At 41.2% G+C, this 14,002-nt stretch carries 15 protein-coding genes; all 15 read left to right on the forward strand.

Annotation, left to right across the window (positions count from 1 at the left end; translation table 11 throughout):
• Positions 1 to 21: 21 nt before the first annotated feature.
• The 15 genes from purE to YYK_RS00325 all read left to right on the forward strand — a co-directional run bounded on the left by purE (position 22) and on the right by YYK_RS00325 (position 13,983).
• On the forward strand, positions 22 to 510 hold the full coding sequence (purE, locus tag YYK_RS00260) for a 5-(carboxyamino)imidazole ribonucleotide mutase (RefSeq protein WP_011921654.1): 489 nt from the start codon (positions 22 to 24) through the stop codon (positions 508 to 510).
• Entirely contained in the window at positions 497 to 1,576 is a 1,080-nt protein-coding gene (gene purK / locus YYK_RS00265) for a 5-(carboxyamino)imidazole ribonucleotide synthase (protein ID WP_012774883.1), read from the forward strand. Before purE ends, purK begins: the two co-directional genes overlap by 14 nt.
• A 43-nt stretch (positions 1,577 to 1,619) precedes the next feature.
• A complete protein-coding gene (locus YYK_RS00270; protein ID WP_011921656.1) occupies positions 1,620 to 2,381 on the forward strand; it encodes a hypothetical protein in 762 nt (253 codons plus the stop codon).
• A gap of 72 nt (positions 2,382 to 2,453) precedes the next feature.
• Entirely contained in the window at positions 2,454 to 3,680 is a 1,227-nt protein-coding gene (locus YYK_RS00275; protein ID WP_011922536.1) for a hypothetical protein, read from the forward strand.
• 1 nt (position 3,681) lies between these two features.
• Positions 3,682 to 4,974 (forward strand): adenylosuccinate lyase, encoded by a 1,293-nt coding sequence (gene purB / locus YYK_RS00280; RefSeq protein ID WP_011921659.1) that lies wholly within the window; start codon positions 3,682 to 3,684, stop codon positions 4,972 to 4,974.
• Positions 4,975 to 5,910: 936 nt separating this feature from the next.
• Positions 5,911 to 6,639: a hypothetical protein gene (locus tag YYK_RS00285; protein WP_012774884.1), complete on the forward strand. Its 729-nt coding sequence runs from the start codon at positions 5,911 to 5,913 to the stop codon at positions 6,637 to 6,639.
• 9 nt (positions 6,640 to 6,648) lie between these two features.
• Complete coding sequence (locus YYK_RS00290; protein ID WP_011921662.1) at positions 6,649 to 7,227, forward strand: CPBP family intramembrane glutamic endopeptidase; 579 nt, start codon at positions 6,649 to 6,651, stop codon at positions 7,225 to 7,227.
• A gap of 14 nt (positions 7,228 to 7,241) precedes the next feature.
• Positions 7,242 to 7,670 carry an Msa family membrane protein gene (locus tag YYK_RS00295; protein WP_014636188.1) on the forward strand — a complete coding sequence of 143 codons (429 nt, stop codon included), beginning with the start codon at positions 7,242 to 7,244 and terminating at the stop codon, positions 7,668 to 7,670.
• A complete protein-coding gene (locus YYK_RS00300) occupies positions 7,663 to 8,535 on the forward strand; it encodes an ABC transporter ATP-binding protein (RefSeq protein ID WP_011921665.1) in 873 nt (290 codons plus the stop codon). Before YYK_RS00295 ends, YYK_RS00300 begins: the two co-directional genes overlap by 8 nt.
• A 5-nt stretch (positions 8,536 to 8,540) precedes the next feature.
• Complete coding sequence (locus YYK_RS00305) at positions 8,541 to 9,314, forward strand: membrane protein (protein ID WP_012775420.1); 774 nt, start codon at positions 8,541 to 8,543, stop codon at positions 9,312 to 9,314.
• Between the two features lie 2 nt (positions 9,315 to 9,316).
• Entirely contained in the window at positions 9,317 to 11,029 is a 1,713-nt protein-coding gene (locus tag YYK_RS00310) for an ABC transporter ATP-binding protein (protein ID WP_014917170.1), read from the forward strand.
• A gap of 101 nt (positions 11,030 to 11,130) precedes the next feature.
• Positions 11,131 to 11,304 carry a hypothetical protein gene (locus YYK_RS10245; RefSeq protein WP_011921669.1) on the forward strand — a complete coding sequence of 58 codons (174 nt, stop codon included), beginning with the start codon at positions 11,131 to 11,133 and terminating at the stop codon, positions 11,302 to 11,304.
• 294 nt (positions 11,305 to 11,598) lie between these two features.
• Positions 11,599 to 12,600 carry a Holliday junction branch migration DNA helicase RuvB gene (gene ruvB, locus YYK_RS00315; protein WP_004195448.1) on the forward strand — a complete coding sequence of 334 codons (1,002 nt, stop codon included), beginning with the start codon at positions 11,599 to 11,601 and terminating at the stop codon, positions 12,598 to 12,600.
• Positions 12,600 to 13,346, forward strand: coding sequence for a GNAT family N-acetyltransferase (locus YYK_RS00320; RefSeq protein ID WP_011921670.1), 747 nt, complete (start codon positions 12,600 to 12,602; stop codon positions 13,344 to 13,346). Before ruvB ends, YYK_RS00320 begins: the two co-directional genes overlap by 1 nt.
• Before the next feature lies 1 nt (position 13,347).
• A complete protein-coding gene (locus tag YYK_RS00325) occupies positions 13,348 to 13,983 on the forward strand; it encodes an HAD-IA family hydrolase (protein ID WP_011921671.1) in 636 nt (211 codons plus the stop codon).
• The last annotated feature ends 19 nt before the right edge of the window (positions 13,984 to 14,002 follow it).

Here is a 14,002-nt window from a genome sequence, read left to right on the forward strand (position 1 = left end):
TAAAGAAAAGGAAAGACAAGCATGAACATTCCAATTTCCATCATCATGGGTTCTAGTTCCGACTGGAAAACCATGAAAAAAGCAGCCGATATGCTGGACAAATTTGGCGTAGCCTATGAAAAGAAAGTGGTCTCTGCCCACCGCACCCCAGACCTCATGTTCCGTCACGCCGAAGAAGCGCGTGGTCATGGCTTCAAGGTCATTATCGCAGGAGCGGGCGGTGCGGCTCATTTGCCAGGTATGGTAGCAGCCAAGACAACCCTACCTGTCATCGGTGTTCCTGTCCAATCCCGTGCCCTCAGCGGTGTGGATTCGCTCTATTCTATTGTGCAGATGCCGGGCGGCGTGCCTGTTGCGACTATGGCGATCGGCGAAGCAGGTGCCACCAACGCAGCCCTGACAGCTCTTCGCATTCTCTCCATTGAAGATCAAACCATTGCGGCTCAGCTGGCAGATTTTGCCAAGGAACAGGAAAAAATTGCGGAGGCGATGACAGATGACCTCATCTAAGACAATCGGAATTATCGGCGGCGGTCAGCTGGGTCAGATGATGGCTATTTCCGCTATTTACATGGGCCACAAGGTGATCACGCTGGATCCTGCGGCGGACTGCCCAGCCTCCAAGGTCAGCGAGGTCATCGTCGCTCCCTATCACGATGTGGCGGCCCTCAAACAGCTGGCGGAGCGGTGCGATGTCCTGACCTATGAGTTTGAAAATGTTGATGCCGACGGACTGGACGCGGTCATCAAGGACGGCCAGCTCCCTCAAGGGACTGACCTCCTCCGTATTTCCCAAAACCGCATTTTTGAGAAGGATTTTTTGGCAAAAAAAGCTGGCGTGCAAGTCGCCCCCTACAAAGTCGTCACATCTAGCCTAGACCTAGAAGGACTGGACCTCAGCAAAAACTATGTCTTAAAGACAGCCACTGGGGGCTATGACGGACATGGCCAGAAGGTCATTCGAGAAGAGGCGGACTTGGTAGAAGCTAGTCAGTTAGCTAACTCTGCCGAGTGTGTTTTGGAAGAGTTTGTGAATTTCGACCTGGAAATCTCCGTCCTTGTATCTGGCAATGGCTCCGACTACACCGTCTTTCCTGTGCAGGAAAATATCCACCGCAATAATATCCTTTACAAAACCATCGTGCCTGCCCGTATTTTTGACGAACTTGCTGAAAAAGCCAAAACCATGGCCCTGCAAATCGCCGACAAGCTCCATTTAGTAGGCACCCTCTGTGTTGAAATGTTTGTGGCAGGGCAAGAAATTCTTGTGAATGAAATCGCTCCTCGCCCGCACAATTCAGGACATTATTCGATTGAAGCCTGTGATTTTTCACAGTTTGACACCCATATACGAGGCATTTTAGGGGAGCCCCTGCCCCCTATCCGCCTGCTTTCACCAGCAGTTATGATTAACGTTTTGGGACAAGACATGGAAACAGTCCAAACCTTTCTTCAAGAAAACCCTACCGCCCATCCCCACTTTTATGGTAAACTAGAAGCGAAGCACAATCGCAAAATGGGACACGTGACGGTGTTGGGGGAAGATGCGGAAAGTGTGGAGGAGTTTGAAAATTAAGATTGCTTTCTGATTTTTTAGTTATTAAAAAGAGGTTTATGACATGCCATTACCACAAAAAATTCAAGAAGAGATTAAAAGATATTGCAATAATCACTTGCCTAATAATGACTGGTATGAGAAAGAGTTTGATTTTATACATGATGTGAGTCTGAAGAATAGAATTATTAGAGAGTTTAAATCAATTCGGTACGCTTACAAGTTATACGAAGGGATAACGGCTGAGGAGGAACATTTAATTTTTGAAATTCGCAGTCAAATTTTAGCATATGCCTCTATATATGAAGCAGTAGTAGAGTACGTTTTAGAGACATACTATAGTGATACTCAAGTTTATGATGATTTGGTCCATCAAAATAATGTGATGACAAAAATTGACATACCAGAAGAAAAGAGGAAAAAATTAGAAAGAGAATTAATCCATCTAGTAGATAATGGTACAAAAAATATAGAAATACATACATTTTTTTATCAAAGAAAGAGGAAGGCATCAACTTCAATTCGTTTTGATGCAAAGTGTCGTGCAGCAGAGGAATTAAATATAATTTCAAAAATTTATCAAAAAGGAAATAAAGTTGTTGCAGATTTACCATCCGATATTATTGAAATTTATGAGTACAGGAATGCAATCCATTTGATAGCCGAGCAACGTAAAAACATTGACTATGAATTAGAACTTAGTCAACGAGCGTATAGAAGAATGAAACCTTTTATAGAACAAATAAAAGATAGGCTAATTACAGATAATAAATTAATAATAAAAAACACCAAGGATACCTTGACTGACAGCTCTATTAAAAATTGAAAGACTAACTCAATATGATAGGGAGAAGATATTAATTCAGTTGAATAAATAAAAATTTTAGGGAGATATAGGGTGTTAAATAAAGAGTGGTATTTCAAAAATTTTAATATGGTTTCAGAGTTGGATATCTCAGGAGAATTTATATATACTGGTATTTCCATTGTAAATAATATGGATAGAATTGCTCCAGAGATGCCTACGGAATTATTTTTGGCTTTATACAACATTTCTGTAGGAGTCGAAAGACTACAGAAAATAATATTAGTGTTGTGGGAGTTCGATGAGGTTGATTCCATAGAAGACTTTTCTGAAAGTCTAAAGATTCATAATCAAGTTGAATTACATAGCAGAATTGAAAAAGCGATCAATAAAAAGATTTTTAGTAAACAAGAATGCCAATTTTTAGAACTTTTAAAAGAGTTTTATTCTAATGCGAGGTATGATAGATTTTCAGCAGTGGGGAATAGATGGGAATATGAACTTATTAGTAAATTTTTCTCTAATAATCAAATCAGTTATGAAGAATCAGTTTCTGATTCTCAAGTAATTTTAATCAACGATAGTATTAGGAAATTGATAGGGCGAGTGCTCTCTAGAATAGTAAAAAACTACTACCTACTTGTGGAGGAAGGAAGTAATAAATCAGGAACTTATTCATATGAACTCAGAAATGATTCAAAAGCTCAGAAGATATTTTTACATATGGAGAATCGCCGAGGATTAAGTTCCATAAAAATAGATGAACGGATAGCTTTAAGTGAAATTCTTATTTATTTGAGAAATACATCTGATAAATCGTCATATTTAAAATTTATTGAGGGAATATATCCTCTTGATTTTGATAAAATGGAAATTAGTAGATATTTATCAATAATTTTACTAGAGGATAGAATCCCTCAAGACTTAATTGATGAAATTGAATATATTTACGCAGAAAAAGATATTAAGGTAGGAGAGCGAATAGAAAACTTAGATTTATTAACAAAAAATAATATGCAGGTTACATTCGATTATCCTTATTTGAAGGAAGTATATATAATTTTAGAAGAAGTCAAAAAACAGGAAAGTATTAACGATGATACAATAAGTAGGTTAGAGGAGTCTAACTGTTATATTGACGATAGTGATACTCAAGAAATTATAGAATCTATCATTGCTGTTGCTCGCCAATATCGCAATAATAAAATTTTGAAGGAAGAGTTTATTAAAGAATTTAGCAGTCACTACAAAACTTTAGAAGATAATTATACATTAAGTTATATTAGTAACTTGATGCAACTAGAAGTAAGGAGCAAATAAAATGATTGAACGTTATTCCCGCCCAGAGATGGCGGCTATTTGGAGTGAAGAGAACAAGTACGAGGCTTGGTTGGAGGTGGAAATCCTCGCTGATGAGGCTTGGGCTGAGTTGGGTGAGATTCCCAAGGAAGATGTGGCCTTGATTCGTGAGAAGGCGACTTTTGACATCGACCGTATTTTAGAGATTGAAGAGGAAACTCGTCACGATGTGGTGGCTTTCACGCGTGCGGTTTCGGAAAGTCTTGGTGAGGAACGTAAGTGGGTCCACTATGGTCTGACTTCGACCGACGTGGTGGATACGGCTTACGGCTACCTATACAAGCAGGCCAACGACATCATCCGTCGTGACCTTGAAAACTTTACCACTATCATCGCCGACAAGGCTCGTGAGCACAAGTACACGATTATGATGGGCCGGACCCACGGTGTCCATGCGGAGCCAACGACCTTCGGTCTTAAATTAGCAACTTGGTATAGCGAAATGAAACGCAACATGGAGCGTTTTGATGTGGCGGCCAAGGGCGTTGAGGCTGGTAAAATTTCAGGTGCGGTTGGAAACTTTGCCAATATTCCTCCATTTGTGGAAGAATATGTTTGTGGCAAATTGGGTATTCGTCCGCAGGAAATTTCGACCCAGGTTCTTCCTCGTGACCTTCACGCAGAATATTTCTCAGCCCTAGCCTTGATTGCAACGTCTATCGAGCGTATGGCGACAGAGATCCGTGGGCTACAAAAATCTGAACAACGTGAAGTCGAAGAGTATTTCGCCAAAGGCCAAAAGGGTAGCTCTGCTATGCCCCATAAACGCAACCCTATCGGCTCTGAAAATATGACCGGTCTGGCTCGTGTGGTGCGTGGTCACTTGGTGACGGCTTTTGAGAATGTGGCTCTCTGGCACGAACGCGATATTTCCCACTCGTCAGCGGAGCGGATTATCACGCCGGATACGACCATTCTCATCAACTATATGCTCAACCGTTTTGGCAATATCGTTAAGAACTTGACGGTCTTCCCTGAAAATATGAAACGCAATATGGAGTCAACCTTTGGCTTGATTTACAGTCAGCGTGTCATGCTCAGCTTGATTGAGAAAGGCATGACACGTGAGGAAGCCTATGATTTGGTGCAACCAAAAACGGCGCAATCATGGGACAATCAAGTGGACTTCAAGCCCCTTCTCGAAGCGGATGAGCGTGTGACTGCCAAACTCAGTCAGGAAGAAATCGATGAACTCTTCAACCCCGACTACTATGCTAAGCGGGTGGATGACATCTTTGAACGACTTGGATTATAAAAAAATCAAAATTCTTTGGATTTTCCAGAGAATTTTTTTGTTTACTTGCGAATAAATAGGTGAAGGGGAAAACAAGCTCCCTCCGCTAGACAATCATTCGTAAGAGGATGAGCAGAAAGTCCAGCCTAGCTTCTCAGAGTTCGTATCAACATTTCAGCGCAGTGGTTGATTGGCAGATTCGTTCGCGTTTCACGCTCCAAATCTGACCTAATCAACTGTGCGGGGTGGGAAGACGAACTCTTTAGATTGGTCGAGTTCTGTCCCACTCCCAAAATTTTACGAATAGATAAGTGTAGGGGAAGCAAGCTCACAACTTATTCAAAAAAATAAGATTTTTTCAAAAAAAAGAAAACGATTTGCGAATAAGTATAGTGAGAGGGAAAATCCCCCTCAAGGAGATACACACTTGAAAAAAATAAATCATTTTCAAAATGATTTACGAATAAACAAGTGTAGGAAAAATGAAAGGAGAAGAAGGATGAAAAAGAAGTTCAAGATTGTAAACAAACGTACAACGATTGACCTCGGGATTATTAAGTATAGCTACCGTCGTGGTCGTCATACCTTGTAAATCAATCAGTAAATCAAATTGTTAAAGTAATAGGAGGAAATAGAAATGAACAAATTTTTTAAGAAAAATAAACGTGTGACAATCGATCTAGGTATTATCAAATACACCTATCGTCGTGGTCGTCATACTTTGTAAACAGATTAGTAAATCATATTATTTGTAAATTTTTAAAGAAAAAGGAGTAAAAATGAAACAATTATTTAAGAAGAATAAGCGCATCACTATTGATTTAGGTATCATCAAATACACTTATCGCCGCGGTCGTCACACTTTGTAAAAAGAACTTGATAGCTAATTTGATTTAGCTATCAATAAGATGGGAATTTGTTACAGTTCCTATCTTATTGATAAAAAGGGGAAACAATATGAATATGTTTAGGTCAATTTTTAAGTCGGTGATACATCGAAGGGATGTTGCTTTGTTCTATGCTTTTGCGGGTTTGCCAATCTTAGTTCCTATATTGTCCAAATTTTTGGTAGGCGTAAAGGCTGAATATACGGATAATTTTTTAGATTTTCTAGGAGCAGCATTGGCAACACAGGACGGGATAGTGTTACCTGTATTACTGTTATCCTTGATTATTTCAGCAGTCTTTAGGGACGAGATTGATAGTGGCATTCTATTTTTATATAAAGATCTGAATAGAACCCGACTTTTTAATGCAAAAATCATTAGTTTAGTGGTGATGTATGCCTCTTATGTCCTTCTAACAGTGCTGACAAGTGCGATTGCTTATTTTGGCTTCTTGAATGCTTCTGGAAAAGTAGTATCGGATGATTGGAGTAATGTACAGTCCACTTTCCTATCTATTTTTGCAACAATTTCAATCAATGTTATCGGTATTTTATTGGTTTCTACGGTTTCTATCAAAGCCAAATCCTTACAGGCAGTTTTAGCAGGAGTTTTTTGGTCACTGTTTACAACAACTGCACCACTTCTCATTGGAGTTCGTTATGTTGTGCCGAATGGCTATGCTAAGATGAGTCTTGATCAGCCACTGCTTGCATGGTCCTTGGTAGTAGCTATAACGACATTTTATACTGTTGCTACCTATCTCAAAGGTCGTTCGAACTTTGAAAAGCTAGAATTTTAGAGGTGTTTTATGGTAGTGCGCTATATGAGGCCAGTTGCTTTATCGCTTGCTTTGATTGTTTTAGCCTCCATTAGTTATCTTTTGGCAACATCTTTGGTTTTGTTTAGCTCTAGTCAATTTCTACAGCTAGCCTACCTATTTTCTATTATGGTTGGAATGCCAATAGGGTTTATTCTACTTCCATCTATGATAACCAAGCGTTATCAGCTTTGTCAGGAGCTATCGGAAGTGAAGTTCAGTTGGAAAAGCTTTGTTTTGCTGGCTATTGCAATTTTCTTGGTCAATTTCTGGTTTATTCAGAGTGATGAGTATGTGAATCAATTTATTATTGCGACTTGTGAAGAATTCTTGTTCCGTTATCTTATCTATCGTATTCTAAAAAGTGAATATCCTACTTGGCTAGCTATGTTGGTCACTTCTCTCTTGTTTGGAGTTTTGTTGCATATGAATTATTCCTTGCTGGATAATCTAATCATCCGAACTCCACTAGGTTTATTGTTTTCTGTGTTAGCTACTCGTTTTGGCTTGCAGTATGCTATCGGAGGACATTGGATCTACAATCTGTTGGTTTCGAGATTTCCATTTTAATTGTGAGGGTCATGATGATATTTATTCTATTATTGAGTCTATTTTATATTTGTTTAACAGTTGCTAGTTCGCAACTATTGCTAAGTCTCTCTGTTCCTGTTTTATTGTTGTTGACTTATTTGCTACCGCCCATCGTCAATTCAATCTGTATGGGATTACAAAAAGATAAGTCTTGGAAAGCGTGGTCAGCAGGCATTTTCCCAACAATGTCAATGATATTTTATGCCGCTTTTGCCTACATTACGAGTAGCAATGGTCAGTGGGAGCAGTTTGCTCAACTGCATACAGTTTCAGATGATGTCATGAGTGTCGAGCTGGCAGGAGAATTGTTAGTTCCATCACAAATGCTATTTGTTGCCGTACTATATTATGGTACAGCTATTGCCACTTATTTTATTCAGCAGGCAGGTCGTAAGAAAGAAAAAGGAGCTACTTATGCTTAAAATCAATCATTTATCAAAACAGTTTGCAGGAAATGAATTTTACTCACTAAAAGATGTGAGTTTGGAGATCAATAAGGGCGAGATTGTTGGTCTGATTGGAAAAAACGGTGCTGGAAAATCCACGCTTATGAAACTCATGGCCAAGTCCCTAAAACCAAGTTCGGGAACCATTACTTATAAGGGTACGGATATTTTTAGCCAGGATAATTTGTTAGCAGACTTTGGGATTATGATTGATCCAGTATTCTATCCAGAAATGACTGTTATGGACAATCTCAAGTTTTATTTGGACCTGCATGGGAAAAAAGACCTCTATCCAAATATTGAGAAGACTTTGAAATTGGTAGAGTTATGGGATGCTCGCAATCGGAAACCCAAGGGATTCTCGTTCGGTATGAAACAACGGACAGCTTTGGCGATTGCCTTGGTTGCGGAGCCAGATTTCCTGATCTTAGATGAGCCTTTTGTGGGCTTGGACCCGATTGGTGTTCAAAAATTGATTGATATCTTGAAGCAGTGGTCCAGTGAGCGACAAATTTCCATGCTGATTTCGAGTCACCAACTAGGTGAGCTGGAGGCCTTGTGCAGCCGCTATGTCTATATCGAATCGGGAGAATTGGCAGATGCTTTTGAAGGCAAATCTCATCCAAGTGTGCTCGTGCAGTTGGACACGACTAAAAACTTAGATTCTGTGAAGGACTTGCTCAATGACCATGTGGTGCTAGAGGGGGAAGTGTTAGAGATTTCCACTGCCACACCTACAAGTGAGCTAAATCAGATTTTTGGTGTGTTGACTCGTCAAGAATTGATTGTGAAACTAGAAGTGAAAGAGAATCACTTGAAAGAAATCTTTACGAAAGGGTAGTGAGTATGAAGCAAATTTTTCCAGCTGTCTTTAGAACGATTTGGAAGCGAAAGGAGACGCAGGTTTATCTCCTATTCACTTTGTTTCCTTTTATTTATCTAGTTACTTCGTTTATTGAAGGGTCGAATTTTATGCAGATTCATGCTGGTGAGGGCTATAAAGTCAGCCTTGTTGCCTTTACGAATATGATGGTGAGCTCAGCAGATAGTTTCATTCTTCCTAGTTTGACCCTGTATTTCTTGGCTATATCTGTCTTTAGGAAAGAAGTAGATGAACATACCATGTTTTTATACCGGGATCTTGGACGGAAGCAGATTTTCTGGTCTAAATATTTGGGTCTCTTAGCAACAATCGTCATTTTCTATGGTCTCTTCTTTGTAACCTCTGCATTTGTACATTATGTTCGGGTAATCCATCTACCTTTTGGTAGTCCAGCTGTTTTTGAAGCTAGTTTGGCAGAGAGCTTGAGTAATGTATTTTGTATTGTCGCTTATTTGCTAAAAGATATTTTATCGATTAGTTTGGCAACTGCTCTTTGTTTGTATCTGAAAAATATTACCACAATGATCACAGGATTTTTGGTGACGATTACGATGATGATTTTAGCAATTGTTGGCGGTCCAGTTGCGATGCTTTTTCCAACTAGTTATATGACTTTGGCGAGCGAAGGCCTGACAGGAGCGGGGCTTGCTTATTTAGGAGCTATCTGTGTCACAATTATTTACGTACTCGTATTTACTAAAATTGCTGCGAAAAAATTCAAGAATTTGGAGTTCTAGTTATGAATAAAAGACTCGTCGGAGTGTTGTTGAAGTCGCTCAATAAAACGATGTTCTTGTTTGGGATAGTTCTGAGTGCACTTGGGGTTGGAATGGGTTTGTTCCTGCCCCAGTTTATTGGTAAATTGCTAGATCAAACCTATTTGAGCAATCTATTAACACGGCCAGAATTGCTGGCAGGTTTCATCCTTTTCTTTGTATCGGTCTATGCAGTACAGGCTCTATCTAATTATTTCATAGGGCGTAGTGGTAGTAATGCACTCAAACAGTTGCAACAATATATTTATGAATCCTTGTTGACCACATCTGTAAAGGACTTGGATCAGTACCAATCAGGTGATCTTGCTAGTCGTTTGACTAATGATATGTCGGTTGTTCTGAACTTCATCACCGTTATTCTTCCAAATTTCTTGATGAATGGTTTGATGGTTATGGGGTCAATTTATTTTCTGTGGACCATCAGTCCGTGGCTCACGGGTCTTAGTCTCTTCTTGCTTCCTTTGTTGTCAATGGTTATGATTCCGATGAATCAGCGGTTGGAAGGTTACTACTCTGCTTACCAAGAGGGATTAGGGCAGGTTTCTAGTAGAATTAGTCATAAATTTACAACGATTCGTTTGATGAAGGCTTTTCAGGGAGAAAAGCATGAACAGCGAGAGATGGGCAAGTCTTTTCAGTATCTGTCACAAACCTTTGAGAAAATGATTGGACTGTCAGCGGTGCAACATACCTTGGTTAGTAGCTTAATGACGGGATTTATTATCCTGATGTTGCTTATAGCGGGGATAGAAGTAACCAAGGGAGTGATGACCATGGCTACATTGACAACCTTTGTATTGTACATGATGCAACTGATTGATCCAGTCACAGACATTGCTGCTTCCCTAAATGAACTGACGGAGTTTCATGCAGTGTCTAAACGTTTGGTAGAATTGCTGGAACTGAATAAGGAAGAACAGGTAGATACAGAGTTGGTTGATGCTGCTAGTATCCAGTTGGAAAAAGTTCGGTTTTCCTATCATACAGATCCGATTTTGAATGGAGTATCGGTTAGAATTCCTGAGGGAGCTCACGTGGCGATTGTTGGGCCAAGCGGAGCCGGAAAGTCAACGATTTTTGCCTTGCTGATGAAATATTATCAAGACTATAAGGGGAAGATTCGGATTGGTCAACAATGTTTAAGTGATATTTCAACCAAGGAGATGAGAAGATTGATTTCCTTCATACCTCAGGACAATACTCTCTTTCATGGGACGATTAGAGAAAATCTATTGTATGGAAAGAACGAGTCTGTGTCTGAAGAGCGTATTGCTTATATTCTCAAGGAGTTGGGATTGTCTCCTTTAGTAGCTGAGTTGGAAGATGGTTTAGATACTCGGATTTCAGAAAATGGGACAGGCTTGTCGGAAGGCCAAAAACAACGGTTCAGCATTGCAAGAGCCTTACTGCTAGAACATCCGATTTATTTGCTAGATGAGGCGACAGCAAGTTTAGATACTGTCACAGAACGTGTCATTAGCAAAGCGATTGACCGATTAACAGCTGGCAAAACAAGGCTAACCATTGCTCACCGTTTGCATACGGTGCGTGAGGCAGATGCTATTTTGGTTTTAGATAAAAATGGACAAGTAGCTGACTACGGTCATCACCAGCAGTTAGTGGAGAGAAATCATCTGTATCAAGATTTCTTAAGAGGCTTACCGCAAGCCAGTTAGTGAATGGGAGTCAATGGACCGACCAGTCTAAGTCTAGGGTTACCTAATAATAAAATGGAATACTGATGATTACTTGTACAATGAATAGATAGGAGAAGAGAATGAAACAAACAACATATACCTTATCTTTGGGAGGAAGTGACAGAGAGAACTCCAGAGTTTCGAAGATGGAAGAAAAGTTTGAAAAATATATGGAGGGAATCGCAGAGCGGTTACAGCAATCTGGGAAGAAGCGAATTGACAAATGGTTTGTTCATGTGCGAATTGAGGAGTAAAGTAGCTATGACCAAAATTCACAGACGTTTTTATAAATAGTGAAAAATAGAATGAATTCTCTTTTAGTTTCCCTTAAGTTTGGCGAGTTATACTTTATTCAAGCTAGAAATAGCGAGACTTTTACTGAAATAGTTTCAATATCGTCATCCGTAAGAGCTAAAGCTCAAACGGCTGGCATATCTTTTCAATCCTTATCTCTAAGTCGCAAGCGACAAGGACTAGGGATTATATAATCTCCTGAGAATACTGGACTCACTGAGTCTGGTATTTTCATTTTATGCTATAATGGTTTCATGACAAATCGAATTTTAGATATGGAACAAATGCAGGACGAGGAATATGTCGAGCGTACCCTGCGTCCGCAGAAATTAAACGAATACATCGGTCAGGACAAGGTTAAGGACCAGCTCAAAATCTTTATCGAGGCAGCCAAGCTCCGTGATGAAGCCTTGGACCATACCCTTCTGTTTGGACCTCCAGGTTTGGGGAAGACCACCATGGCCTTTGTCATCGCCAACGAACTGGGCGTTAATATCAAGCAGACTAGTGGTCCTGTTATTGAAAAAGCAGGTGACTTGGTGGCCCTTCTCAACGACTTGGAGCCTGGCGACGTCCTCTTTATCGATGAAATCCACCGTATGCCCATGGCGGTCGAGGAGATTCTCTACTCAGCCATGGAAGACTTCTACATCGACATCATGATTGGGGCTGGGGAGGCCAGTCGCTCCGTGCATTTGGAGTTGCCGCCTTTTACCCTGATTGGAGCGACCACTCGTGCGGGTATGCTGTCCAATCCCCTGCGGGCCCGATTTGGGATTACCGGTCACATGGAGTATTACGAACTGGCTGATTTGACGGAGATTGTCGAGCGGACGGCGGATATCTTTGACATGGAGATTACTCATGAAGCTGCTATTGAGCTGGCTCGTCGGTCTCGTGGAACTCCCCGTATCGCCAACCGTCTGCTCAAGCGGGTGCGGGATTTCGCACAGATTATGGGCGACGGCCTGATTGACGATAGCATTACGGATAAGGCCCTGACTATGCTGGATGTGGACCGAGAGGGGCTGGACTATGTGGACCAGAAGATTCTCCGCACCATGATTGAGATGTACGGTGGCGGTCCCGTCGGCCTCAACACCCTGTCGGTCAATATTGCCGAGGAGCGTGAGACGGTGGAGGACATGTACGAACCTTACCTGATTCAGCAGGGCTTCCTCATGCGGACGCGGACAGGGCGGGTTGCGACAGCCAAGGCTTACGAGCACTTGGGTTATCCCTATACGGAAAAATAATGGCAGAGCAGATGAGACAAGCAGCTCGTTTATTTGGAGACTGGCCTGAGACGATTATCTGGACCTGTTTAGAAGGTGTCATGGGAGACATTTATGTTGATGACAGCCAGTTGCCCCAGTCAGCCCTAGCACTCTACGGACGGCAGAGCTTCTTTGGTTTTTTAGCTGGCCAGCCACATCGAGACTTGCTAAAAATCTGCGAAGGTAAGGATATGATTCTAGTCCCTCAAAACCAAAACTGGTCTGACTTGATAGAAGGGACTTACGGAGACGGGATTCGGTCCTTTACCCGCTATGCTACGAAAAAGGACACTGAGTTTGACCTTGGGCATTTACAGAAACTGGTTGATGACTTGCCTGAAAGCTTTGATATGAAACGGATTGACCGTAATCTGTACGAGGCTTGTCTGGTAGAGGAATGGTCACGGGATTTGGTGGGAAATTATATAGATGTGGAACAATTTTTGGACTTGGGGCTGGGCTATGTCATCTTGCACAAGGGGCAGGTGGTCTCAGGGGCTTCGTCCTATGCCAGCTATTCAGCTGGGATTGAGATAGAAGTGGATACCAGGGAAGACTATCGAGGTCTGGGTTTGGCAAAAGCCTGTGCGGCTCAGTTAATTTTAGCTTGTTTAGACCGCGGTCTCTATCCTAGCTGGGATGCCCACACCTTGACATCCTTGAAACTGGCTGAAAAGCTGGGCTACCAATTGGACAAGCCCTATCAAGCATACGAATGGAGATAAGATGACACCGACATTTATTTGGGATTTGGACGGAACGCTGTTGGATTCCTATGAAGCGATTTTGGCAGGGATTCAAGAAACCTATCAAGAATATGTTCTTCCCTTTGACCGTGCAGAAGTAAGAAAGTTTATCCTTCGCTATTCTGTCAAGGATTTGCTGGTGCGTGATGCGGACAAGTACGGTCTGGATAGCGATGAGCTCAATCGTGTGCGTGCGACTTCCTTGAAGGAAAAGAATACGCAGATTCCCTTGATGGCTGGTGCGGTGGAAATCTTAAACTGGACTGCGGAACAAGGTATTCAAAACTTTGTCTATACCCACAAGAGTGACAATGCTTTTCAGGTCTTGGAGGATTTGGGTGTCCGTCACCATTTCACAGAAATCTTGACCAGCGATTCTGGTTTTGCCCGCAAACCAAGTCCAGAAGCTCTGCTATTTCTCATCGAAAAATACGGACTGGACAAGGAAAATACCTACTATATCGGTGACCGTTTGCTCGATGTAGAAACAGCTGTCAACGCAGGAATTCACAGTATCAACCTGCAAATTGATGGTGTGGAGCAGAATTGGAAGATTGTTTCTTTATTGGACATAAAACAAATATTAACAGATAAATCAAGTCATAACAACCTGTGAAAACGGGTGGCTTGTACAC

The sequence above is a fragment of the Streptococcus suis S735 genome (assembly GCF_000294495.1).
In the GTDB taxonomy this organism is placed as follows: domain Bacteria; phylum Bacillota; class Bacilli; order Lactobacillales; family Streptococcaceae; genus Streptococcus; species Streptococcus suis.